Source organism: Microbacterium sp. PF5, assembly GCF_004794315.1.
GTDB lineage: Bacteria > Actinomycetota > Actinomycetes > Actinomycetales > Microbacteriaceae > Microbacterium > Microbacterium sufflavum.
Genome location: NZ_SSDQ01000170.1, coordinates 36,204 through 58,909, shown reverse-complemented (window position 1 = coordinate 58,909; position 22,706 = coordinate 36,204). Strand labels below are relative to the sequence as shown.

Sequence of the window (22,706 nt, the reverse complement as noted above, 5' to 3'; positions counted from 1 at the left end):
GGGGGCGTGTAGGAGAGGTCGAGGTCGCTCATCGCTGCGACGGTCATGTCGTGGTGCAGGGACGTGGCGTAGGTGTCGATGCGCTTGGAGATCTCGGCGCCGCGGGTGCCGACGAGTTGCGCGCCGAGCAGACGGCCGTCGTTGGTGTCTCCGGTGATGCGGATGCTGATGGGCGTAGCGCCCGGGTAGTACCGCTTGTGGTCGTCCGCGATCGCGGTGTGGCTGTGCGGGGCGAAGCCGGCGGCTGTCGCTTCGTGGTCACGGAGCCCTGTGCGTGCGGCTACGACGTCGAACACCTTCACGACCTGCGTGCCGAGGCTCCCTGCGAATCGGGTGTCACCGCCGATCGCGTTCTCTCCCGCGACGCGTCCTTGCTTATGCGCCGTGGTGCCGAGAGGAAGGTATGTGACGCCGAGCAGGCGGTGGTGGGTGACCACCCCATCGCCGGCCGCCCACACGCTCGGCAGGCCGGTATGCATCTGTTCGTCGACGACGACAGCGCCGCCCGCGCCCGTGGTGGCTCCGGCTGCGGTGAGGAGCCTGGTGTTGGGTCGCACTCCGACGACGACGAGCACCACGTCCGCGGTGCGGGAGAACGGTTCACCGTCATGGGTACCAACAGCAGAAATTCGCCCTGCGTCGCGTGTGACAGCTTCGACGCGGGTGCGGGTGACGACGTCGACGCCGTGTCGGGTGAGTTCATCGTGGACAAGGGAGCCGAGTTCGGGGTCGAGGGTGGAGAGCGCTTCGGGTCCGCGCTGCAGTTGAGTGACCTGGAGGCCGCGCACGGTGAGAGCTTCGGCCATTTCGAGGCCGACGTAACCGGCTCCGACGATGATCGCCGTCTCGGGCTGATGCTCGTCGAGGTACTTCTCGAGCGCGAACGTGTCGCCCATCGAGTGCAATAGGTGCACGCCGTCGTCGGGGCCGAGCTGGTCAAGACCTGCGATTCCGGCGGTTGAAGGGGATGCTCCGGTGCCGACCATGAGTTCGTCGTAGGCGATCGTTGATTCGCTGCCGTTCGCGTCGCGGACCGTGAGTCGTCGGCCTTTGACGTCGATACCTGTGGCGAGGGTGTCCAGGCGGAGGTTCATGCCGGTGGCTTCGAGGTCTGCGTGGGTGCGGTGGGCGAGCGACTGCCAGGGCTGTACCTCGCGGGAGAAGTAGTACGGGATGCCGCAGATGGAGAAGTTTGGGTAGGCGTCGGCCACGACGACGGTGACATCGACGGACGGGTCGAGTTCGCGGGCCCGGAGGGCGGTGGAGATTCCGGCGTCGCTTCCACCGATCGCTACAAGATGCATGACTACCCTTCAGTGCTTGCCATGACAGGTCAGACGAGTTCGCTGACCAGCTGCTCGATGCGCGCACGGATGTCGTCGCGGATCGGGCGGACGGCGTCGATGCCCTGGCCGGCCGGGTCGTCGAGCTTCCAATCCTCGTAGCGCTTGCCTGGGAAGAACGGGCAGGCGTCGCCGCAGCCCATCGTGATGACGACGTCGGAGGCCTGCACGGCCTCCGTGGTGAGCACCTTGGGCTGCTCGGCGGTGATGTCAATCCCGAGCTCGCTCATCGCTTCGACCGCGGTCGGGTTGATCTGGTCTGCGGGCATGGAGCCGGCGGACCGGACTTCGATGCGATCGCCGGCGATGTCGCGGAGGAAGCCTGCGGCCATCTGCGAGCGTCCGGCGTTGTGCACGCAGACGAAGAGGACGGAGGGCTTGGTGGTGTCAGTCATGGTTGCTCCTGGTGAGAGTGGTTGGTCAGGTGAGGAGCTCGTCGACGAGTGCGCGCACCCGTCCGGCGATGTCGTCGCGGATGGCCTCGACCCCGTCGCGGGAGGCGAGGGCGGGGTCGCCGACTGCCCAGTCGTCGTAGCGAACGCCGGGGATGATCGGGCAGACGTCGCCGCAACCCATCGTGATGACAACATCGGCCGCGCGGACGGCATCGTCGGTGAGCGGCTTCGGGAAGCGCTCGGGGGCCAGGTCGCCTTCAATCTCGGCGAGGATCGAGCGGACGTGCGGATGAATGACGTCGGCGGGAGCAGACCCTGCCGAGCGGGCGACGACCTTGCCGCCCGCGAGTTTGTTGACGAGGGCGGCGGCGAGCTGGGAGCGGCCGGCGTTCGCGACGCAGACGAACAGCACCTGGGGTACAGCGGAGTCGCGGTTGCGGGTGAGGTCGGCGAGTCGTTGCCGGGCGAAGCGCTCGGTCAAAGGCACCAGCGCGGAGGTGACTCTGGCGGTGCGCGCGAGGGCGGTGTAGGACTCTCGGACGATGGTGAGAACGACGTTGGGGTCCAGCTCGGGGACTTCCGCGGCGAGCTCGTCGGCGAGATGAGTGACACGGGCGTCGAAGTCGGGTCGTGGCTCATCGTGGCCGTCGGCAACACTCCATGGTGCGAGCGTGGCGGGCGCGAACGATTCCAGCAGGGCCGTGACGGCGCTGCGCCGGTTCGGGTTGATCCGATACCAAACCCAGGTTCCCCTTCGCTCGGAGGTGAGCACATCCACATCCTTGAGCACCTTGAGGTGGTGCGACACGGTCGGCTGGGCGACGTCTGCAAGTTCGGCGAGGTCGCAGACGCACGACTCCCCGCGTGGGTCGGAGGCGATGGCCGACAGCATCCGAAGACGGAGCGGATCCGACAGCGCCTTCAGTGTCGACGCGACTGAAGTGGCCGCATCCACGCCTATGGCGTGGCTGGCGACGGGACTGCAGGTGTCGCCCTGGGGGGTCAGCACGGCGTTCATGTCTACATCCTTTCAGCGGTGAAGGGATCGGTGTGGAACCAGCGGCGGGCTGCCCAGAGCGAGACGTAGACGAGGCCGACCAGGACCGGCACCTCGATCAGCGGGCCTACGACGCCGGCGAGAGCCTGGCCCGACGTCGCGCCGAAGGTGCCGATGGCCACGGCGATGGCGAGTTCGAAGTTGTTGCCGGCAGCGGTGAACGCCAGCGTGGTCGATCGGGCGTAGCCGAGGCCGAGGGCCTTGCCGGTGAAGAGGCCGATGAACCACATGATCGCGAAGTACGCCAGCAACGGGAGTGCGATCCGGGCGACGTCCCACGGGCGGCTCGTGACCTGCTCGCCCTGCAGCGCGAAGAGCAGCACGATGGTGAACAGGAGGCCGTAGAGCGCCCAGGGGCCGATCTTCGGCAGGAAGCGGTCCTCGTACCAGTCGCGTCCCTTCGTGCGCTCTCCGATGAAGCGGGAGGCGAATCCTGCGACGAGGGGGATGCCGAGGAAGATCAGGACGTTCAGTGCGATCTGTCCGATCGAGATATCCAGGCCCTGGGAGTCAAGGCCGAGCCAGCCGGGCAGGACGGTGAGGTAGAACCAGCCGAGGAGTGAGAAGGCGATGAGTTGGAAGACGGAGTTGATGGCGACGAGCACTGCGGCGGCTTCGCGGTCGCCGCAGGCGAGGTCGTTCCAGATGACGACCATGGCGATGCAGCGTGCGAGACCGACGATGATGAGTCCCGTGCGGTATTCGGGCAGGTCGGGCAGGAACGCCCAGGCGAGGGCGAACATCAGCGCCGGGCCGATCAGCCAGTTGAGAGCCAAGGATGAGATCAGGAGCCTCTTGTCGCCCGTGACGGCGGCTACCTTGTCGTAGCGAACCTTCGCGAAGACCGGGTACATCATCACCAGCAGCCCGAGGGCGATCGGGATCGAGATTCCACCGACCTCGAGGCCGGCCAGGAGGTCGGAGACGCCCGGGATGAAGCGGCCGATGACGATTCCGCCGACCATGGCGAGACCGATCCAGAGCGGCAGCCACCGGTCGAGGGTCGACAGTCGGCGGGTGGCCGGTGCGGTGGTGGGTACGGTTGCGGTGCTCATGCGAGGAGCGCCTCCATCTTCTCTGCGATGACGAGCTTCGGGTGGGCGCCGATGAGCATGTCAACGCGTTGGCCTCCCGTGTAGAAGCCGAGGGTGGGGATGGATGTGACGCCGACCGCGGTCACGGTCTCGGGGTTTTGGTCGGCATCGAGTTTGACGATCTTCACGCGGCCGTCGTATTCGGCGGCGAGTTGATCCAGAAGGGGTGCGACCTGCTTGCAGGGCCCACACCAGGTGGCCCAGATGTCGACGACGACGGGGATCTCGGAGTCGAGGACATCTGCCTGGAATGTCGCGTCTGTGACGGGGATGGGCGCGCTCATGCGAAGACCTCCTCGGCCGCAGTCAATGCTGGTGCGGCCTCGTCGAGTGCGGCGAGGTAGTGCTGGGCGTCTTGTGCGGCGGCGCATCCCGTGCCGGCGGCGGTGATCGCCTGGCGGTAGGTGTGGTCGACGAGATCGCCCGCGGCGAAGACTCCAGAGAGGTTCGTGCGGGTGGAGGGGTGGTCGACGAGCACGTATCCATCGGCATCGGTATCGACGAGTCCCGTGACGATCTCGGAGCGCGGATCGTGGCCGATCGCAACGAAGACTCCAGTGACCGGCAGTTGCCGCTCAGCGCCGGTAACGGTGTCGCGCAGCGTGACTGCTTCGACCTTCTCAGCGCCGATGAGGCCAGCGACCGCGCTGTTCCAGGCGATCTGGATCTTCGGGTGATCGAGCACCCGCTGCGCCATGATCTTCGACGCCCGGAACTCACCGCGACGGTGCACGACGGTGACTTTCGACGCGAACCTGGTCAGGAACAGTGCCTCCTCCATCGCAGAGTCTCCGCCGCCGACGACGACGATCTCCTGCTCACGGAAGAAGAAACCGTCGCATGTCGCGCACCAGGAGACACCGTGGCCGGTAAGTCGCTCCTCGTCGGCGATCCCGAGCTTGCGGTATGCCGAGCCCATGGTCAGGATGACGGCACGAGCCCGGAACGTCTCGCCCGCGCCCGTCTCGACCGTCTTGATGGGACCGTCGAGGTCAACGAGGACGGCGTCATCGAGGAGGATACGGGCCCCAAAGCGCTCCGCCTGAGCGCGCATAGACTCCATCAGCTCCGGGCCCTGCACACCGTCGACGAACCCGGGGAAGTTCTCGACCTCGGTCGTGGTCATCAGCGCGCCACCCGCAGTCACGGAACCGGCAAGCACCACAGGTGCGAGACCCGCACGCGCTGCATACACGGCCGCGGTGTAGCCCGCGGGGCCGGACCCGATGATGACCAACTCAACTTCTTGAATCGACATGCGTCTATATTGACATCTGTCGATACCGAATGCAACTGTTGCTGACGGAGTTCACGTGCTCTTCACCTGGCGAACAGATCATGCAGGTTGAGTAATCGAGACAGTCAAGAAACAGAGGACCACAGATGACCCAGCCCAAGACGGCTCTGTTCATATGCAAGCACAATGCGGGGCGCTCCCAACTCGGCGCCCATCTCCTGACACACATCGGCGATGAGCGACTCGTCGCGACGAGCGCGGGAATCAGCCCAGCCGAGGGGATCAACCCGGCTGTCGCAGCATCGCTGCACGAGATGATTCACCTGCCCTAAACGATCGTTTTCGGCTGGGAGACGACTCAGCCATCGCACCTGACCGGACGCGCCTCATCCGACGCGCTTCGTGAGATTCCGATACTCCCGTGAGACAGTCCGACAGCTTTCGTGAGACTGCGACACTCTCCGTGAGATCGGACTAGTCGCCTCTCAAGGACGCATGCGGCCCCCGACCCTGCCCTCTGGACAGTGTTTAGACGTACACAATGGGCCAGGAGTTGGAAGCGGGCAGGGAAACGCGCGGTGAAGCCGGATCGGTGCACGTCCACCACCCCCGATTCCAACGGCTGGCGAAGCGCGTCGAGCGCGACGCGGGAGAACTCCGCCGCCTCGTCGAGGAACAGCACCCCGCGATGCGCACGAGCCACGGCTCCCGGCCTCGCAGAGCGCGATCCTCCGCCGATCAACGCCACGGTGGAAGCCGTATGGTGGGGCGCCTCCAGCGGCGGTCGACGGTCCAGAGCGGTGACGGACTCGCCGCTCAGCGACCGGATCGATGCGACCTCCAGCGCCTCTCGCTCATCGAGCAGCGGCAGGATCCCCGGCAGACGTGCGGCGAGCATGGACTTCCCCGCGCCAGGAGGACCGCTGAGGAGCAGATGATGGCCGCCCGCGGCGGCTGCGATGAGGGCCTCGACCGCCTCGTCCTGTCCGATGACGTCTGCGAGGTCGTGCTCGTCCTCGCGCCGGGAGACGGGGGCCGGAAGCAGGACCGGCTCGACGTCGTCCACGTCCACGGCGGCGCCATGCCAGACGGCGACCTCGGCCAGCGACGCCGCGGACCGCACTTCCACACCGGGAACCAACCGCGCCTCCGGCTCGTTGCCGCGCGGCACCACGACCTGGGTGAACCCCGCACGCACGGCGGCGAAGACCGCCGGCAGGACGCCGGGCACCGGGCGGATCCTCCCGTCGAGCCCGAGTTCGCCGAGATGTACCGTCCGTCCGACCGCTCGCTGGTTCAGAGTGCCGCCCGTGGCGAGGCTGGCGATCGCGACGGCGAGGTCGAAGGCCGAGCCGTGCTTCGGGAGACTGGCCGGCGACAGGTTGACGGTGAGACGGCGCCGTGGGAGATCCAGCCCGGAGTTCTGACAGGCGTTGTGGACTCGCTGTACGGCCTCGCCGAGCGACTTGTCCGGAAGCCCGATGATGCGGAACTCGGGCGTCTGATTGGACAGATCGGCCTCCACCTCGACGAGGTGTCCGACAGCACCGTTGAGGGCGACGGACCAGGTGCGCGCGGTGGTCACGCGATGTCCTCGAGATGGTCGACGACGCCCTGCGCGGCGTCCGGACCGGTGATCCCGATCGCCTCGAGCCGCAGCGCCAGGCCCGCCGCCGCATCCGCGTGCGCGGCCCGCCAGGCGTACGCGAGCTGCCAGAGACGACGGCGTTTCCGTGCATCGATCGCCTCGAGCGGATGCCCGAATGCGGCGCTCCGCCGTGTCTTCACCTCGACGATCGCGAGCCATCCGTCCCGCCGGGCGACGATGTCGATCTCGCCCTGCGCACACCGCCAGTTCCGGTCGAGGATGGTGTACCCGCGGTATCGGAGGTACTCCGCCGCACGTTGTTCGCCCGCTCGTCCGAGCTCGTCTTTCGCTGCCATGCGGAGAGGATCCCGCACTCCCGCCCTGCGCCGTGGGGCTGTCGGGCTTTGCGAGGGAGGCCGCGGAGAAGACCCTCGTTCCTGCGGTCGGTGCAGAAGGGGAGTCGCAGCCGACCGGCGGGTCGGGACCTCTCCGACGGCGTCAGTTCACTCGCCGTCGAGGGACAGCTCCTGCGGGAGCTCGAACTCGCGTCGCTGCAGTTCCTCGACGTTGACGTCCTTGAAGGTGAGGACCCGCACGGCCTTCACGAAGCGGTCCGCGCGATAGATGTCCCAGACCCAGACATCGCTCATGGAGATCTCGAAGTAGAAGTCGTGCTCGGTGTCGCGTCGCACGACGTTGACCTCGTTGGCGAGGTAGAAGCGCCGCTCGGTCTCGACCACGTACTGGAACTGCGAGACGACGTCGCGGTACTCACGGAACAGCGCCAGCTCGAGCTCGCGGTCGTAGTCGTCGAAGGCTTCCTCATCCATGATGACTCCATCCTATGGCGGCGGACCGCACGGAGCGGTATCCGCGGGCGCCCTCAGAAGAGCGTCGGGGCATCGGCGATCGCCCAGGACGACCGGTGGAACGGTGACAGGCCCAGAGCGCGGATGGCGTCCCGATGCTCGGGGCTCGCGTAGCCCTTGTTCCGATCCCACTGATAGCCGCTATGACCCTGGTGCAGCTCGGCCATGTGCCCGTCGCGTGCGACCTTGGCGATCACGGAGGCGGCCGACACGGAGGCGCAGTCGCGGTCGGCCTTGACCACCGGCCGCACACGGAGGGGGACGGGATGGACGCGGGACACGTAGTCGTGATTCCCATCGAGCAGCACCAGCGCATTCTCGAGGGCGGCCCCCTGGTCCACCACGGCCTGAACGGCCCGCGACGCGGCGAGACCGAGCGCCCGCATGATCCCCACCTCGTCGACCTCCCTCGCCGTCGCCCAGCCGACGGCGGAGGCCTGGACCCACGCCGCGGCGCGCGCAGCCACCTCAGGGCGCCGTCGTTCCGTGACGAGTTTCGAGTCGCGCAGGCCCTCGGGAACCCGCCGGCGCGCTCCCTTGGCGTCCATCACGGCGGCCCCCACGGCGACCGGCCCCGCGAGGGCACCGCGACCGACCTCGTCGAGCGCGATGATCAGCTCGCATTCGCCGAGGAGCCGTCGCTCGAGCGTCAGACGGGGCGCGACGACGGTCATTCCGACTCCGGTACCCCGTTGAAGATCTCGTGATGCCCGTCGATCGTGCCGAACCGATCGAGCGGCCAGGTCGTCAGGAACGCCTTGCCGACGATGTTGCCGACGGGCACGAAGCCGCCGCTCGGGAGATCCTGGTGGGCGCGCGCGTCTCGCGAGCGATCGCGGTTGTCGCCCAGGAGCCACACCGAGTCCTCAGGCACGACCACGTCGAACGGCTCGTTGGAGGCGGCGGTGTCGCCCTGCGGGAGGTTGAGGTATCCGAGCTCGTCGATCGGTGCACCATTGATCGTGATCTGCCCCAGCGCGTTGCAGCACACCACGTGGTCGCCCGCGACCCCGATCACGCGCTTGACGAGATGGTCCTGCGAGTCCGTCGCCGAGATACCCACGAAGTTCAGCACCCAATCCACGGCCTGGATCAGAGGCGGCTGCGCCGGTGTCTGCACTTGACCGTCGAGCCATCCCCCGGGGTCCTTGAACACGACCACGTCGCCCCGCTCGTAGCCGGTCCAGCGTGGGGTCAGCTCGTCGACGAGGATCCTGTCGTTGATGAGCAGCGTCCGCTCCATCGAGGCCGAGGGGATGTAGAACGAGCGGACGACGAACGTCTTGATGACGAACGACACCAGCGCCGCGATCAGGACGATCACCAGCACATCACGGAGGAAGACCAGGAACCCGCGGCGCCTTCTCGTCGGACGTGCGGACGGAGAGTCAGTCATCTGGTTCCTTCTCGAGTGGAGCACCGTTGGCACACGGCAGTAACAAGGGTCGCACACCCCGCGCACGACAAAGCACCCCGGGACATCGTGTCCCGGGGTGCTGTGAGGAAGCTGCGACTCAGTTGTCGCGCTTCTCCTTGATCTTCGCCTTCTTGCCACGCAGCTCGCGCAGGTAGTAGAGCTTCGCACGACGAACGTCACCGCGCGTGACGACCTCGATGTGGTCGATCACCGGGGAGTGCACGGGGAAGGTGCGCTCCACGCCCACCTGGAAGCTGATCTTGCGGACCGTGAAGGTCTCGCGCACGCTGTCGCCCTGGCGGCCGATGACGACGCCCTGGAAGACCTGGATACGGGAGCGGTTGCCCTCGGTGATGTTGACGTGCACCTTGACGGTGTCACCGGGGAAGAACTCGGGGATGTCGGAACGGAGCGAAGCCGCGTCGACGGCGTCGAGGATCTGCATGATCGTCTCTCTCTGCACTCGCCACAGGTCGGATGCATGATGATGGAAGGAACAAGAACGGGTGTGTGCTGAACGGCGCTGACGCGTCCGCGGGCTCCCCTGAGGCAGAGCCGGTCACGGCACAAGAATCCATTCTGCCACGGATGGCAGATGCGACCAAAACGGTCACTCAGTCCCGGGGATCACTCTCGCGCACGACGATGATCTCATGGGGCTCCGCGCGCACGGTCGGCTCGTCCGCGGCGGGGATCGTGGACCATGTGATGGTCTCTCTGATGCGCGCCCCACTGCCACGGGCCTCGTTCCACAGCTGCCACAGCTGCAGCCAGACGAGCGCGATCCCGACGACGATCGCCGCCGCGAGCAACCAGCCGAACGCGCCGTCGATGAAGAACCCCACCGCGATGGTGAGGCCGTGCCACAGCGCGAAGCCGGCGACATCCCACCAGGACACGGCACGCTCAGCGCGGACCGACGGCCGCGAACGCGTGAGCAGTGTGAGCAGGAGCTGCCCGATGAAGACGGACGGCATCGCGATGAGCAACACCCACAGGATGGCCCAGCCGCCCTGGAACACGCCCCAGCCGACGAGGAGCCACAGCGGGAGCACGAAGGCAGACGGCAGGAGCCACCGGAAGAACGCCTGACGCAACCACATGCTCCGATGCTACGTCGATCGCCCCTCGTCGGGTCAGCGTGTTCGCTCTGAGCGCTCGGCTCCCCTGGGCGCTTCGATCAGGGAGAATGGAGGAAACGAGAGGACACCCATGATCGAACTGCGCACCCCTGCCGAGATCGACGAGATGCGCGCGGCAGGCCGGTTCGTCGCCGAGACCCTGGCGACCCTGCGCGACGAGACGAAAGTGGGCACCAACCTTCTGGCGATCGACCGTCGCGCCCACGACATGATCCGCAGAGCGGGCGCGGAGTCCTGCTACATCGACTACCACCCGTCCTTCGGGGCGAGCCCCTTCGGCAAGGTCATCTGCACCTCCGTGAACGACGCGGTCCTGCACGGACTCCCCCACGACTACACCCTGCGCGACGGCGATCTGGTCACCCTCGACTTCGCGGTCTCCGTCGACGGATGGGTGGCCGACTCCGCCGTCTCGTTCGTGGTCGGCACGCCGCGCGACGAGGACCTGCGCCTGATCGACACCACCGAGCGGGCTCTCACGGCCGCGATCAAGACCTCTGTCGTGGGCAACCGCATCGGCGACATCTCCGCTGCGATCGCCGACGTCGCCCACGGCGAGGGCTACTCCATCAACACCGACTTCGGCGGGCACGGCGTCGGACGCACCATGCACGGAGACCCGCATGTGGCGAACGACGGCAGAGCGGGCCGCGGCTTCCCGCTCCGCGCCGGCCTGGTCCTGGCTCTCGAACCGTGGTTCCTCGCGACCACCGACGAGCTCGTGACCGACCCCGACGGCTGGACGCTGCGCAGCGTCGACGGCTCCCGCGGTGCGCATTCGGAGCACACCATCGCGATCACGGATGACGGGCCGATCATCCTCACCGACCGTTCCTTCCTCGGCGTCGACTGACCCGCGACGTCACGCCCGTTCCCACGACGCCACGGGGCCCTCGACCACGACGAACAGCGGATGAGGCGCCGGACGGTGCGTGTGCGCATGCAGGGCCAGGCGGTCCGGGCTTCGGGCGGCGAGCTTGGCACGCAGATGGCGCCACTCGAGGTCGAGTTGACCGGTGGTGACCTCGAGGGGCGGCACAGTGGTGCCGAGGGTACGGATGCGCGAGCGATCGAAGCGGTAGCCACGCGCGTCAGCCTCGTCCGCAAGACCGCGCAGATAGGCCGACACCGCCGTCGACGGCTCGGGTGCCTCGCGGAAGCGCGCCAGCTGCGGGTGCTCGCGATAGCCCTTCGTCGTTCCGGCGAGCACAGCCTGAGCGAGCAGGGTCTCGCGCCAGCACGCCACGAGGCCCTGCCGGTCGAGGTACACCGGATGCAACGACCAGATCCTCATGCGCGCCGGTAGCGGAAGACGTCAGTCAGATGCGGAAGGTCGAAGGCCGCCCTGCCCGCCGTCTCCGGGCTGTCGTCGAGCACGGCCTCGATCGCATCACGCATCGCGCGGCGCCCGGACTCGTTCGCGACGAGATAGCTGCTGACCGTGGCCCACCGGGCGACGTAGCCGGCACGGCTGATCCGTTCCTTCCAGCGGATCTCGTGGTGCCCGACGAAGTCGAAGCCCGGCAGCTCCACGGCGGTCGCGGTCGTGGCATCGGCATCGCCCACGGCCGGGTGCGCGATGCGGTGACAAGCGACGTCCCACGCGCACGTCGGATCCGCGCGATTCCAGAGCAGACCCAGCACACCCGTCGGCACCAGCACCCGCGCGATCTCCGCCGCGGCCGTGTCTCGGTCGAACCAGTGGAAGGCCTGCGCAACGCAGACCGCGTCGACGGCGCCGTCGCCCAGGGGGATGCGCTCAGCCGTACCGTCGAGAGCGCTGACCGTTGGCAGCTTGGACCGAAGCACCTCGCGCATCGGCGCGGAAGGCTCGACGGCCACCACCCGATCCGCGCGCTCGAGCAGGAGCTCGGTGAACTTGCCCGTCCCCGCGCCGAGGTCGAGCACCGTAGGAACCGCGGCGGGGAGGATGGCTTCGACCGCTGCGACGGGGAATCCCGGCCGATGACGGTCGTACTCCTCGCCGATCGTCTCGAACGACTGCGCGAGTGCCCTGTCCACCATGCTCCGACGCTAACATGTGCGCGACACGCGTTCGGAGGTCGGTTCAGGCCTCCGCCGGTGGCAGGAGGTCCGGCCGACGGCGCCGAGTCCGTTCGATCTGCTGTTCGCGGCGCCAGGCCGCGATCGCCCCGTGGTTGCCGCTGAGCAGCACCTCCGGCACCGCACGCTCGCGCCAGACCGAGGGCTTCGTGTACGACGGGTACTCCAGCAGCCCGTCCTCGTGCGACTCCTCGACGAGGCTCTCCGGATTGCCGACGACACCGGGGAGGAGCCGTCCGACAGCCTCGATCATCGCCATCGCGGCGACCTCGCCGCCGTTCAGCACGTAGTCGCCGAGGCTGATCAACCGGACCTCGCCCAGGCCGGACGCGTACTCGAAGACGCGCTCGTCGATCCCCTCGTAGCGGCCGCAACCGAACACGAGATGTCCCCGCGTCGAGAGATCGCGCGCCGTCGCCTGCGTGAAGACCTCCCCCGCCGGAGACGGGAAGATGAAGGTGGGAGCTTCGGTGCCGGACACGTCGGAACCGGCGATCTCATCGAGGGCGAGCCCCCACGGCTCCGGCTTCATGACCATGCCCGCTCCCCCGCCGTACGGGGTGTCGTCGACCGTGCGATGGCGGTCGTGCGTCCAGTCGCGGAGGTCGTGGACGCGCAGATCGAGCAGACCCGTGTGCCGCGCCTTTCCGAGCAGCGACAGCGTCAGGCCGTCGAAGTACGACGGGAAGATGGAGACGACATCGATGCGCACGGGGGAACCGTATCAGCGCGATTCGGAAGCGTCGTCCGCCTCCGTCGACTCGTCCGCCTGGGCATCCTCCGAGTCGGGGAGTTCCTCGAACAGACCGGACGGCGGCGTCACGATGACGCGGCCGCCCGCGACATCGACGGTCGGCACGATCGCCTCGACGAACGGCACCATGATCTCCTGCTCGCCCGCCTTCACGATGAGGAGGTCCTGGGCGGGGAAGTGATCGACGCGGACGACGCGACCGACCACGGTCTCGTCGCGGACGACGTCGAGTCCGACCAGCTGGTGGTCGAACCAGGCGTTCTCCTCGACCTCGTCCTCGTCCTGATCGATCCAGAGGATCGCGCGCACGAGGCTCTCGGCGGCCGTGCGGTCGTCGACGTCGTCGAAGAACACGACCGGGTTCCCGTTCATCACGCGGTACTCGCGGACGGTGATCTCCTTGCCGTGCCACGGAGATGCCTCGGGCACCTGCAACGTGAACACGGCCCCCGGGGTGAATCGGCCCTCGGGGTTGTCGGTGTACAGCTCCAGCTTCAGGGCGCCCTTCAGCCCGTGCGCCTTGACGAGCCGTCCGACGCGAAGCTGGTTCCTGCCCTGGCTGCGGTCCTTCGCCACCACGTCAGTCGTCCGCGACGTCGACACGAACGCGACGCCCGTCCGCGAGAGCGCTGACGAGGGTGCGCAGGGCTTTGGCCGTGCGGCCGCCGCGCCCGATCACGCGTCCACGGTCGTCGGGGTGCACGCGCACCTCGAGGAGGTCGCCTCGCGGCGAGGTGGATTCGGTGATGCGCACATCCTCCGGGTGATCGACGATCCCCTTGACGATGTGCTCGAGCGCGGCGGCAAGCACGATGGATTACTCGGCGTCGGCGGCGGGAGCCTCGGCGGCCTCCGCGTCGGCGTCAGCGGCGGGAGCCTCCTCAGCGGGAGCGTCCTTCTTCTCCGCCTTCGGCTTGATGACCGACTTCTTCGAGGAGTCGGCCTCGAACGCCGTCTTCTCCTCGGCGACCTTGAGCGTGGACTTCGCGTCCTTGTCGCCCTTGAAGATGCCCCAGTCGCCCGTGATCTTGAGGATGGCGGTGACCTGCTCGGTCGGCTGAGCGCCGACGGACAGCCAGTACTGCGCACGCTCGGAGTCGACCTCGATGAAGGAGGGCTCCTCGGTGGGGTGGTACTTGCCGATCTCCTCGATCACACGACCGTCGCGCTTGGTGCGCGAGTCGGCGACGACGATGCGGTAGTAAGGCGCGCGGATCTTGCCCAGGCGCTTGAGACGAATCTTGACAGACACGATTCTCCTGAATGGTGTGGAAGGAAACGAACCGATCGCCTGGAGAGTGGGGTGCACACCCGGCGGAAGCTCAATAGGGAGGACGAATGCTGGATAGAGGGTCGAGCACGTCGTCCGACCCTCTATTCTGCCAGATGCACCGGCCCCGCGCGAAACGCGGTGACACGGCGTGGCCGCGGGTCGGCGACGCCGTGTCAGACTGTGGTCGTGCAGCTCGACTTCGCCGCTTCGGCCCGCTCCACCGTCGGTCTCGAATGGGAGATCATGCTCGCCGATCCCGCGACCGGCGATCTGGTCGGCCGCGCGCCCGAGCTCCTCGCCGCGCTGGAAGCGGAGAGCGAGGATGAACGCCACACCGTGACCGGGGAGCTCCTCACGAACACGATCGAGGTCACGAGCGGCATCGGCGACTCGGTGGCCCACGCGGTCGACGACATCGCCAACGCCATCTCCGCGGTCCGGGCCTCCACCGACCCGGCGGGGATCGAGCTCCTCTCCGCCGGCAGCCACCCGTTCGCGCAATGGTTCGATCAGCAGGTGACGGACAAGACCCGGTATCACACCCTCATCGAGCGCACCCAGTGGTGGGGACGCAACATGATGATCTGGGGCATCCACGTGCACGTCGGCGTGGAGGACCAGCGCAAGGTGTTCCCGATCATCAACGCCCTGTCCGCCTACCTCCCCCACCTGCAGGCTCTGTCGGCGTCGAGCCCGTTCTGGGCCGGGGAGCGCACGGGATACGCCTCCAACCGCGCCCTGGTGTTCCAGCAGCTTCCGACCGCTGGGCTCCCCTGGCCGCTGCGCGACTGGGCACAGTTCGAGCGGTACCTCGACGACATGGTCCGCACGGGCGTCATGGCCGACGCGACGGAGGTGCGCTGGGACATCCGCCCCGCACCGCGCTGGGGCACGATCGAGGTGAGGGCGTGCGACGGGCTGTCCACGCTGTCCGAGATGGCCGCCGTCGCGGCGCTCGTGCAGGTGCTGGTCGAGCACTTCTCGCGGCTGCTGGACGAGGGCGCCGCGCTTCCGGAGCTTCCCGCCTGGTACCACCGGGAGAACAAGTGGCGCGCCGCCCGCTACGGCCTCGACGCGCGCGTGATCGTCGACGCGATCGGAACTCAGCGCCTCGTAGGAGATCATCTGGCGGAGAAGATCGAAGAGCTCGCCCCGGTCGCGGTCGAGCTCGGCTGCGGGCGGGAGTTCGCGAGCATCGGCGGCATCCTCGAGGGAGGCGCGAGCTATGCGCGTCAGTTGGCCGTCGCCGACGCGACGGACGGCGACCTCGCCGCGGTCGTGCAGCACCTGATCCGCGAGTTCCGCTCGGGGCCGGAGTCGTCGATCGACGGCGAGTGACGCCCCGTCGGCGGTTCAGTCCTCGATGAGCCGGCGCGCGAGGCCCTCGTCGAGCACGACGTCGGTGATGAGCTCCGCGGCGATCGCCGCCCGCAGGCTCGCGAGCTTCGGCACCCCGGACACGACGCACACCCGCCGGGGCACGCGCCGCAGACGGTCGAGGCCCGGCCCGGTCGCCCTGGCGTTGACGCGGATGTCGCGCCACGAGCCGTCCGCGCGGAAGAACACGGTCGCGACGTCGCCGATCGCGTGATCCTCGCGGAGGCTCCGGTAGTCCTCACGCCCCAGATACCCGCCGACGTAGACGCGACTGGGGACCTCTGCCGCTGGCGAGCCGAGGCTGAACACCGCGATGTCCATCTTCGCCTGGAGGTCGAGCACCCGCCGTGTGCTGCGCTCCCGCCACATCGCCTCTCGCGTCGCGGGGTCGTCGAAGAACGCCGGGACCGGGAACTGCTGCACCTGCGCGCCGAACGCACTGCCGAAGCGCTGCAGGATGTCGCTGGAGTACTCCACACCGCTGGTCTGCGTGTTGCCGGCGCCGTTGAGCTGCACGAACGTGGTGTTGTGCGTCTCCTTCTGCGTGAGACCACGGCTGACGGCGCTGATGGTCGATCCCCACGCCACGCCCACGATCATGTTGGAGTCGACGAACTGAGACAGGAGTCGTCCCGCTGTCAGGGCGACGCGCTCCAGCCGCTCCACCTCGCTCACGATCTCGGCCATCGGCACCACGTGTGCGACGACGCGGTGGCGATCGCGGATGCGCTGTTCGAGCATGCCGAGCCGTTCGAGCGGTGAGTTGATGCGGATGTCGACGAGTCCGCTCTCCCGCGCGAAGCTCAGCAGCCGTGAGACCGAGGACCGCGACGTGCCGAGCTCCGTGGCGATGACCTCCATGGTCTTGTCCTGCATGTAGTAGAGCTGAGCGGCGGTGAGCGCCGCGATCAGCTTGCTGTCGCGGGATTGCGCGCCGGAACCTGCCATGACTTCCTCCTGTCCTTCGATCCTTGCACATATGTGCAGCGGACTTGCGCGCCCACGTCAGACGGGTCGATGCTGGTGGCAAGCAAGGAAGAGAGGGTCGACGATGATCGATTCCACACACGCGTCCCCCGAGCGCGCGGACGTCCGCGCTGTCCGCGAGTCCGGACGCACCACCGTCCTCGTCATCGGCGGTGGCATCAACGGCATCTCCACGTTCCGCGACCTGGCGTTGCAGGGGGTCGATGTCCTCCTGGTCGAGCGCGGCGACTTCGCGTCCGGGGCCTCCGCCGCCTCCAGCCACATGATCCACGGGGGCATCCGCTACCTGGAGAACGGCGAGTTCCGCCTCGTCCGCGAATCGGTGGAGGAGCGCAACGGTCTGCTCAAGATCGCGCCGCACTACGTCAAGCCGCTGCAGACCACGATCCCGATCTACTCGACGTTCTCGGGCATCCTCTCCGCGCCGCTCCGCTTCCTCACCCACAAGAGCGGCAAGCCGAAGGAGCGGGGAGCGTTCCTGATCAAGGTCGGCCTCACGATCTACGACACCTTCTCGCGCGACGGCGGCACCGTGCCGCGCCACCGCTTCCTCGGACGTAAGAAGTCGCTCGCTGAACTGCCGTCGCTCGACCCGGACATCAAGTACACCGCGACGTACTACGACGCCTCGATGCACGACCCGGAGCGGCTCGCCCTCGACGTGCTGCAGGACGGGCGCGCCGCGCACCCCGGCGCCGTGGCTCTCAACTACGTCGAGGCGGTCGGTCGCGACGGCGACAGTGTGCTGCTGCGCGACCGCGAGAGCGGCACCGAGTTCGCCGTGTCCGCCGACGTGATCGTCAACGCGTCCGGCCCCTGGACCGACCTCACCAACGAGGAGCTCGGCCTCCAGAGCCGCTTCATGGGCGGCACCAAGGGCTCGCACATCGTGCTGGACCACCCGGAGCTGCTGGACGCCACCCGCGGCCGCGAGATCTTCTTCGAGCACTCCGACGGCCGCATCGTGCTGATCTATCCGCTGAAGGGCCGAGTGCTCGTCGGCACCACGGACATCGACGCCGACCCGCGCGAGGTCCCGGTGTGCACCGAGGAGGAGATCGACTACTTCTTCGACCTCATCCACCACGTGTTCCCGACGATCTCGGTGACCCGCGAGCAGATCGTCTACAACTTCTCTGGCATCCGCCCGCTCCCCCGCCACGAGGACACGGCCCCCGGGTTCGTCTCGCGCGACTACCGGGTCGAGGTCGACCGCCAGGGTGCCGTCCCGCTGGTGAGCCTGGTCGGTGGCAAGTGGACCACGTTCCGCGCGCTCGGCGAATCGCTGTCCAACCAGGTGCTCGACCTCCTGGGTCGCACGCGCACGGTGTCGACCGCGGGTCGTGCCATCGGCGGCGGACGCGAGTTCCCGCGCACCGAGAAGGCCAAGCGCATCTGGATCCAGGAGAACCTGCCGGGCGCCGGAGCACGTGCCGAGCAGCTGCTGGCCCGTTACGGCACGCGGGCGGCCGAGGTCTGGGCGCACGTCGAGCAGGGGCCGGACGCGCCCCTCGCCGGCGGCGACATCTCCACACGGGAGCTCGAGTGGATGGTGCAGAACGAGATGGTCGCACGGCTGGAGGACGTGATCCTGCGCCGCACCAGCATCGCCTTCACGGGCGGCGCCAACGCCGAGGTGCTCGACGAGATCGCTGAGGCGCTCGCTCCCCTCCTCGGCTGGGACCGCGAGCGGCACGATGCCGAAGTCGAGCAGACCCGCCTCCTCCTCAACGAACGACACGGACTCCACCTTCCGTCCCGCGCCCGCGGCTGACGGAAGTCCGACCACCGCCCTCCTCGCGGTGCTACCCCCATAGGGGGTCGGGGCAGAGGGGCCCCGACCCGTAAGAAAGGTCAATGAAGACATGACTGACGTCAATCTCGGTCTTTACTTCCTGTCCGAGCTCGTCGGCACGGCGATGCTGGTGCTGCTCGGCTGCGGTGTCGTCGCGAACGTCGCCCTGGCGAAGAACAAGGGCTTCGGTGGCGGCTTCCTGATGGTCAACTGGGGGTGGGGTCTCGCGGTGTTCGCCGGTGTCCTCGTCTCGGCCTACTCGGGCGCCATCCTGAACCCCGCCGTCGGCATCGGCCTGCTCGTCGCCGGCAAGATCGACTTCGCGATGTTCCTGACCGCGACCGGGGCGGAACTGCTCGGTGCGATCCTCGGTGCGATCGTCGTGTGGCTCGCCTACAAGCAGCACTTCGACGAGGAGCCCGAAGCGGCCAACAAGCTCGGCGTGTTCTCGACCGGCCCGGCCATCCGCTCCTACGGCTGGAACCTCGTCACCGAGATCATCGGTACGTTCGTGCTGGTGTTCGTGATCTTCGCGTTCGCCGACTACGGCGACATCGAGATCGGCACCCCCGGTGGCCTCGGCCCGCTCACGGCGCTTCCGGTCGCCCTGCTCGTGGTCGCGATCGGCGCCTCCCTCGGTGGCCCGACCGGCTACGCCATCAACCCCGCCCGTGACCTCGGCCCGCGCATCGCTCACGCCATCCTCCCGATCAAGGGCAAGGGCGCGAGCGACTGGTCCTACTCGTGGGTCCCGGTCGTCGGCCCGCTCATCGGTGGTGTCATCGCCGCCCTCGCGGCACCCGTTCTGCTCGGCCTCGCCGGCTGATCCCTACCCGCAAGCGAATTCAAAGGAGAACACATGGCTGACTACATCATCGCGATCGACCAGGGCACGACGTCGAGCCGCGCGATCATCTTCGACAAGAAGGGCAGCATCGTCGCCACCGGCCAGAAGGAGCACGAGCAGATCCTCCCGAAGGCCGGCTGGGTCGAGCACGATGCGGCGGAGATCTGGCGCAACGTGCAGGAGGTCATCGGACTGGCGCTCGGCCGTGCCGACCTGACCCGGCACGACATCGCCGCGGTCGGCATCACCAACCAGCGCGAGACCGCGGTGGTCTGGGACAAGACCACGGGCAAGCCGGTGTACAACGCGATCGTGTGGCAGGACACCCGCACGCAGGAGATCGTCGACCGTCTCGCAGCCGACGGTGGCGTCGAGCGCTTCAAGCCGGTCGTCGGCCTGCCGCTGGCGACCTACTTCTCCGGCACCAAGATCGCGTGGATCCTGGAGAACGTCGAGGGTGCGCGCGAGAAGGCCGAGGCGGGCGACCTGCTGTTCGGCACGACCGACTGCTGGGTGCTCTGGAACCTGACCGGCGGTGTGGACGGCGGCGTGCACGCCACCGACGTCACCAACGCCTCGCGCACGCTGTTCATGGACCTGGAGACGCTCGAGTGGCGCGACGACATCCTCGAGGTGTTCGGCGTGCCGCGGTCGATGATGCCGGAGATCCGCTCCTCCTCCGAGGTCTACGGCACCGCCGAGAGCTCGTCGCTGCTGCGCGAGACGCCGATCGCCGGGATCCTCGGCGACCAGCAGGCGGCGACGTTCGGTCAGGCGGCGTTCCAGAAGGGCGAGAGCAAGAACACCTACGGGACGGGCTGCTTCCTGATCTTCAACACGGGCGAGGAAGTCGTCCACTCGAAGAACGGGCTGCTCACGACCGTCGGGTACAAGCTCGGGGACCAGCCGACGCACTACGCGCTCGAAGGGTCGATCGCCGTGACGGGCTCGCTGATCCAGTGGCTCCGCGACCAGCTGGGGATCATCTCCTCGGCGCCCGAGGTCGAGAAGCTGGCGGAGCAGGTCGAGGACAACGGCGGCGTGTACATCGTCCCCGCGTTCTCCGGTCTGTTCGCGCCGTACTGGCGTCCGGACGCCCGCGGCGCGATCGTGGGTCTCACCCGCTACGCGAACAAGAACCACATCGCGCGCGCAGCGCTCGAAGCTGTCGCGTTCCAGACCCGCGACGTGCTCGATGCCGTCAACGCGGATGCGGGCGTGGACCTGAGCGAGCTCAAGGTCGACGGCGGCATGGTGGCCAACGACGCGCTCATGCAGTTCCAGGCCGACGTGCTCGGGGTCCCGGTCGTGCGCCCGGTCGTCGCCGAGACCACCGCGCTCGGTGCCGCCTACGCCGCCGGTCTCGCCGTCGGCTTCTGGAACGGGCTGGACGACCTCTCCGCCAACTGGCAGGAGGACAAGCGCTGGGAGCCGACGATGGACGACGCCGAGCGCGAGCGTCAGCTGCGGCTGTGGCGCAAGGCCGTCACCAAGTCGATGGACTGGGTCGACGAGGACGTGAAGTAGTCCGAGGAAGGATGAAGCGGGTCCGGGGTCTCCCCCGGGCCCGCTTCTCGTTTCACCCGCGATCCGATTCCTGGTTCCGCATCCCATCCAGGACGGCCAGCAGCGCCCGCGCCACGCCCCTCGGAGCCACGGCATCCCACGCGACGTATTCCGTCCGCTCGGGCCCGTCGCTCACCGCCACCGCGACCACACCTTCTGCGCCGTCGACCACCCCCGGGGCCAGAAGGGTCACGGCGAGCCCCGCCCTCACGAGTCCGAGAAGCAGCGGGGCGGTGTCGACCTCGAAGGCCACGTCCCGCTCGAGTCCTGCGGCGGTGAAGGCGGCGTCACTCTGCGCCCGACCCGATGTCCCGGCGGGGAAGTCCGCGAAGGCGCACCCGGCGAGATCGGCGAGCCGGAGCCGCCGCCGCGTCGCGAGCCCGTGGTCATGCGGCAGCACCGCGACCAGTCGCTGATGCTGGACCGCGCGAGACGCGACCCCCGCGGGTTCCAGGTCGCCGCGCAAGCCCAGCAGCGCGATGTCGAGGTCGTCGCGGCGGAGCGCGGCGATGAGCTCGTCGCTGTTGCCACCGCGCAGCTCCACCCGTGCCGAGGGATGCGCCTCCCGGAACGCGCGCAGAAGCTCCGGGACCGAGACCGCTGTCACGGTGGGGATCGCGCCGAGGCGGAGCGTTCCGGTCACCTCGCCGGCAACCGCAGCGACGGCGTCCTTCGCCTGCTCGGCGGCGCGGACGGCGACCCGTGCATGCTCGAGGAACGCCGCGCCCGCCTCCGTGAGGCGCACGCTGCGGCTCGATCGCGCGAACAGCCGATGGCCGAGCTCGCGCTCGAGCGCCGCCATCTGGTGGCTCAGCGCCGACTGCGTCACGAAGCACTGCTCCGCCGCGCGGGTGAAGCTCCCGGTCGCCGCGACCGCGACCACGTACCGCAGTTGCTGCAGATCCATCCGATCATGATCGCGCCTCATGGATAGGATGACAAGCCCGCGTTGGACTCATGCGCGGGAAGCCCCCACGCTGGAGCCATGAACAGATGGCGCATCGTGCTGCTGACCGCTCTGGCCCCGCTGTCGTGGGGCACGACCTACCTCGTCACGACCGAGCTCCTCCCTCCTGGCCACCCGCTGTTCGCGGGGCTGCTCCGCTCGCTCCCGGCGGGTCTCGTGGCCGTGCTTCTCGCTCGTCGCCTGCCGCGCGGCACGTGGTGGCCGAAGATGCTCGTGCTGGGCGCGCTCAACATCGGCGCGTTCTTCCCGTTGCTGTTCCTCGCCGCCGAGCGGCTGCCCGGCGGGGTCGCCGCCGCAGTCGCGGGGGCGCAGCCGCTCATCGTGCTGGTGCTGGGTGCCCTGGTGCTCCAGGAGCGGATCAGGGCGGTGTCCGCCGCGGCCGCCGTGACCGGAGCGGGCGGTGTCGCACTGGTCGTCCTCGGTCCGGCGGCGCAGCTCGACCTCTGGGGCGTGCTCGCGGCGCTCGGCGGCGTCACCGCGACGGGCCTCGGCATGATCCTCACCAAGCGCTGGGGCCGTCCGCGCGACATCGGCCCCGTGGTCTACGCCGGATGGCAGCTCACCGCGGGCGGCCTGCTCCTGCTTCCCGTGACCCTCGCCGTGGAGGGCGTGCCGTCGTCCATCGACGGGGCCGCAGCGCTGGGCTACCTCTGGCTGGGTACGGTCGGGGGCATCGTCGCCTACACCCTCTGGTTCCGGGGCATCCAGCAGTTGCCGGTGATCGCGCCCGGCCTGCTCGCCCTGCTCTCGCCGCTCGTGGCCGCCCTGCTGGGCGTCATCGTCCTCGGGGAGAGCTTCACCGCGGTTCAGGGCGTCGGACTGGCCCTCGCTCTGGGTGCGCTCGTGGTGGGACAGCTGACGGCGCGGCCACGGCGAACACCGACGACGCCGACGATCGGCGAGGAGCCACCGGTGCCGGCGGCACGCGCCTGAG

At 68.4% G+C, this 22,706-nt stretch carries 28 protein-coding genes; 7 read left to right on the top strand and 21 right to left on the bottom strand.

Annotated features, from left to right (window positions below; all coding sequences use genetic code 11):
- The 6 genes from DW297_RS17065 to trxB form a co-directional block, all read right to left on the bottom strand.
- Window positions 1–1,304 (bottom strand): FAD-dependent oxidoreductase (locus DW297_RS17065; RefSeq protein ID WP_136034616.1); only part of this gene is annotated, 1,304 nt, incomplete at its 3' end.
- Between the two features lie 29 nt (window positions 1,305–1,333).
- A complete protein-coding gene (locus DW297_RS17060; protein WP_029259121.1) occupies window positions 1,334–1,738 on the bottom strand; it encodes an arsenate reductase ArsC in 405 nt (134 codons plus the stop codon).
- A 25-nt stretch (window positions 1,739–1,763) separates the two neighbouring features.
- On the bottom strand, window positions 1,764–2,756 hold the full coding sequence (locus DW297_RS17055; protein WP_029259120.1) for a metalloregulator ArsR/SmtB family transcription factor: 993 nt from the start codon (window positions 2,754–2,756) through the stop codon (window positions 1,764–1,766).
- Between the two features lie 2 nt (window positions 2,757–2,758).
- Complete coding sequence (gene arsB, locus DW297_RS17050) at window positions 2,759–3,850, bottom strand: ACR3 family arsenite efflux transporter (protein ID WP_136034614.1); 1,092 nt, start codon at window positions 3,848–3,850, stop codon at window positions 2,759–2,761.
- Window positions 3,847–4,173 carry a thioredoxin gene (trxA, locus tag DW297_RS17045; RefSeq protein WP_029259118.1) on the bottom strand — a complete coding sequence of 109 codons (327 nt, stop codon included), beginning with the start codon at window positions 4,171–4,173 and terminating at the stop codon, window positions 3,847–3,849. The genes arsB and trxA overlap by 4 nt, the downstream gene beginning before the upstream one ends.
- Window positions 4,170–5,147 (bottom strand): thioredoxin-disulfide reductase, encoded by a 978-nt coding sequence (trxB, locus tag DW297_RS17040; RefSeq protein WP_029259117.1) that lies wholly within the window; start codon window positions 5,145–5,147, stop codon window positions 4,170–4,172. Before trxB ends, trxA begins: the two co-directional genes overlap by 4 nt.
- A 125-nt stretch (window positions 5,148–5,272) precedes the next feature.
- On the opposite strand from trxB, the gene DW297_RS17035 reads away from it, so the two are divergent.
- On the top strand, window positions 5,273–5,458 hold the full coding sequence (locus DW297_RS17035) for an arsenate-mycothiol transferase ArsC (RefSeq protein WP_051671005.1): 186 nt from the start codon (window positions 5,273–5,275) through the stop codon (window positions 5,456–5,458).
- 26 nt (window positions 5,459–5,484) lie between these two features.
- On the opposite strand, the gene DW297_RS17030 is transcribed toward DW297_RS17035, so the two are convergent.
- The 7 genes from DW297_RS17030 to DW297_RS17000 all read right to left on the bottom strand — a co-directional run bounded on the left by DW297_RS17030 (window position 5,485) and on the right by DW297_RS17000 (window position 10,103).
- On the bottom strand, window positions 5,485–6,711 hold the full coding sequence (locus DW297_RS17030; protein WP_136034612.1) for a YifB family Mg chelatase-like AAA ATPase: 1,227 nt from the start codon (window positions 6,709–6,711) through the stop codon (window positions 5,485–5,487).
- The gene (locus tag DW297_RS17025; RefSeq protein ID WP_136034610.1) at window positions 6,708–7,070 is read right to left on the bottom strand and encodes a YraN family protein; all 363 of its coding nucleotides are present in this window, start codon (window positions 7,068–7,070) and stop codon (window positions 6,708–6,710) included. The genes DW297_RS17030 and DW297_RS17025 overlap by 4 nt, the downstream gene beginning before the upstream one ends.
- 147 nt (window positions 7,071–7,217) lie before the next feature.
- Window positions 7,218–7,544: a DUF2469 family protein gene (locus DW297_RS17020; protein WP_017204525.1), complete on the bottom strand. Its 327-nt coding sequence runs from the start codon at window positions 7,542–7,544 to the stop codon at window positions 7,218–7,220.
- Window positions 7,545–7,597: 53 nt separating this feature from the next.
- Window positions 7,598–8,257: a ribonuclease HII gene (locus tag DW297_RS17015; protein ID WP_136034608.1), complete on the bottom strand. Its 660-nt coding sequence runs from the start codon at window positions 8,255–8,257 to the stop codon at window positions 7,598–7,600.
- Window positions 8,254–8,979: a signal peptidase I gene (lepB, locus tag DW297_RS17010; protein ID WP_136034606.1), complete on the bottom strand. Its 726-nt coding sequence runs from the start codon at window positions 8,977–8,979 to the stop codon at window positions 8,254–8,256. Before lepB ends, DW297_RS17015 begins: the two co-directional genes overlap by 4 nt.
- Before the next feature lie 118 nt (window positions 8,980–9,097).
- A complete protein-coding gene (gene rplS, locus DW297_RS17005) occupies window positions 9,098–9,445 on the bottom strand; it encodes a 50S ribosomal protein L19 (RefSeq protein WP_136034604.1) in 348 nt (115 codons plus the stop codon).
- A 169-nt stretch (window positions 9,446–9,614) separates the two neighbouring features.
- Complete coding sequence (locus DW297_RS17000; RefSeq protein ID WP_136034602.1) at window positions 9,615–10,103, bottom strand: MFS transporter permease; 489 nt, start codon at window positions 10,101–10,103, stop codon at window positions 9,615–9,617.
- Window positions 10,104–10,212: 109 nt separating this feature from the next.
- Between DW297_RS17000 and map the strand changes: the two genes are divergently transcribed.
- Window positions 10,213–10,995, top strand: a complete 783-nt coding sequence (map, locus tag DW297_RS16995) for a type I methionyl aminopeptidase (protein WP_136034600.1) — start codon at window positions 10,213–10,215, stop codon at window positions 10,993–10,995.
- A gap of 9 nt (window positions 10,996–11,004) precedes the next feature.
- On the opposite strand, the gene DW297_RS16990 is transcribed toward map, so the two are convergent.
- From DW297_RS16990 to rpsP, 6 genes are read right to left on the bottom strand one after another with little or no spacing between them, the layout of a single operon-like run.
- A complete protein-coding gene (locus tag DW297_RS16990) occupies window positions 11,005–11,436 on the bottom strand; it encodes a pyrimidine dimer DNA glycosylase/endonuclease V (protein ID WP_136034598.1) in 432 nt (143 codons plus the stop codon).
- On the bottom strand, window positions 11,433–12,167 hold the full coding sequence (locus DW297_RS16985) for a class I SAM-dependent methyltransferase (RefSeq protein ID WP_136034596.1): 735 nt from the start codon (window positions 12,165–12,167) through the stop codon (window positions 11,433–11,435). Before DW297_RS16985 ends, DW297_RS16990 begins: the two co-directional genes overlap by 4 nt.
- A gap of 43 nt (window positions 12,168–12,210) precedes the next feature.
- Window positions 12,211–12,918, bottom strand: coding sequence for a tRNA (guanosine(37)-N1)-methyltransferase TrmD (trmD, locus tag DW297_RS16980; RefSeq protein WP_136034593.1), 708 nt, complete (start codon window positions 12,916–12,918; stop codon window positions 12,211–12,213).
- A 12-nt stretch (window positions 12,919–12,930) separates the two neighbouring features.
- The gene (gene rimM / locus DW297_RS16975; RefSeq protein ID WP_136034591.1) at window positions 12,931–13,539 is read right to left on the bottom strand and encodes a ribosome maturation factor RimM; all 609 of its coding nucleotides are present in this window, start codon (window positions 13,537–13,539) and stop codon (window positions 12,931–12,933) included.
- A 1-nt stretch (window position 13,540) separates the two neighbouring features.
- Window positions 13,541–13,771, bottom strand: coding sequence for an RNA-binding protein (locus DW297_RS16970; RefSeq protein WP_136034588.1), 231 nt, complete (start codon window positions 13,769–13,771; stop codon window positions 13,541–13,543).
- Window positions 13,772–13,777: 6 nt separating this feature from the next.
- Window positions 13,778–14,212: a 30S ribosomal protein S16 gene (rpsP, locus tag DW297_RS16965; protein ID WP_136034586.1), complete on the bottom strand. Its 435-nt coding sequence runs from the start codon at window positions 14,210–14,212 to the stop codon at window positions 13,778–13,780.
- Between the two features lie 207 nt (window positions 14,213–14,419).
- On the opposite strand from rpsP, the gene DW297_RS16960 reads away from it, so the two are divergent.
- The gene (locus DW297_RS16960) at window positions 14,420–15,571 is read left to right on the top strand and encodes a glutamate--cysteine ligase (RefSeq protein ID WP_136034584.1); all 1,152 of its coding nucleotides are present in this window, start codon (window positions 14,420–14,422) and stop codon (window positions 15,569–15,571) included.
- Between the two features lie 15 nt (window positions 15,572–15,586).
- Here the strand turns inward: DW297_RS16960 and DW297_RS16955 are convergent, their stop codons facing one another.
- The gene (locus tag DW297_RS16955) at window positions 15,587–16,558 is read right to left on the bottom strand and encodes a sugar-binding transcriptional regulator (RefSeq protein WP_136034582.1); all 972 of its coding nucleotides are present in this window, start codon (window positions 16,556–16,558) and stop codon (window positions 15,587–15,589) included.
- 103 nt (window positions 16,559–16,661) lie between these two features.
- Here DW297_RS16955 and DW297_RS16950 point away from each other — a divergent pair, with 103 nt between their 5' ends.
- The 3 genes from DW297_RS16950 (at window position 16,662) to glpK (ending at window position 20,766) form a co-directional block, all read left to right on the top strand.
- Window positions 16,662–18,371 (top strand): glycerol-3-phosphate dehydrogenase/oxidase, encoded by a 1,710-nt coding sequence (locus DW297_RS16950; RefSeq protein ID WP_136034580.1) that lies wholly within the window; start codon window positions 16,662–16,664, stop codon window positions 18,369–18,371.
- A 91-nt stretch (window positions 18,372–18,462) separates the two neighbouring features.
- Window positions 18,463–19,218 (top strand): MIP/aquaporin family protein, encoded by a 756-nt coding sequence (locus tag DW297_RS16945; RefSeq protein ID WP_136034578.1) that lies wholly within the window; start codon window positions 18,463–18,465, stop codon window positions 19,216–19,218.
- A 33-nt stretch (window positions 19,219–19,251) separates the two neighbouring features.
- Window positions 19,252–20,766, top strand: a complete 1,515-nt coding sequence (gene glpK / locus DW297_RS16940; protein ID WP_136034574.1) for a glycerol kinase GlpK — start codon at window positions 19,252–19,254, stop codon at window positions 20,764–20,766.
- Window positions 20,767–20,818: 52 nt separating this feature from the next.
- Here glpK and DW297_RS16935 read toward each other — a convergent pair whose 3' ends face one another.
- Entirely contained in the window at window positions 20,819–21,712 is an 894-nt protein-coding gene (locus DW297_RS16935) for a LysR substrate-binding domain-containing protein (RefSeq protein ID WP_136034572.1), read from the bottom strand.
- A 78-nt stretch (window positions 21,713–21,790) separates the two neighbouring features.
- On the opposite strand from DW297_RS16935, the gene DW297_RS16930 reads away from it, so the two are divergent.
- A complete protein-coding gene (locus DW297_RS16930; protein WP_136034570.1) occupies window positions 21,791–22,705 on the top strand; it encodes an EamA family transporter in 915 nt (304 codons plus the stop codon).
- Window position 22,706: the final 1 nt, after the last annotated feature.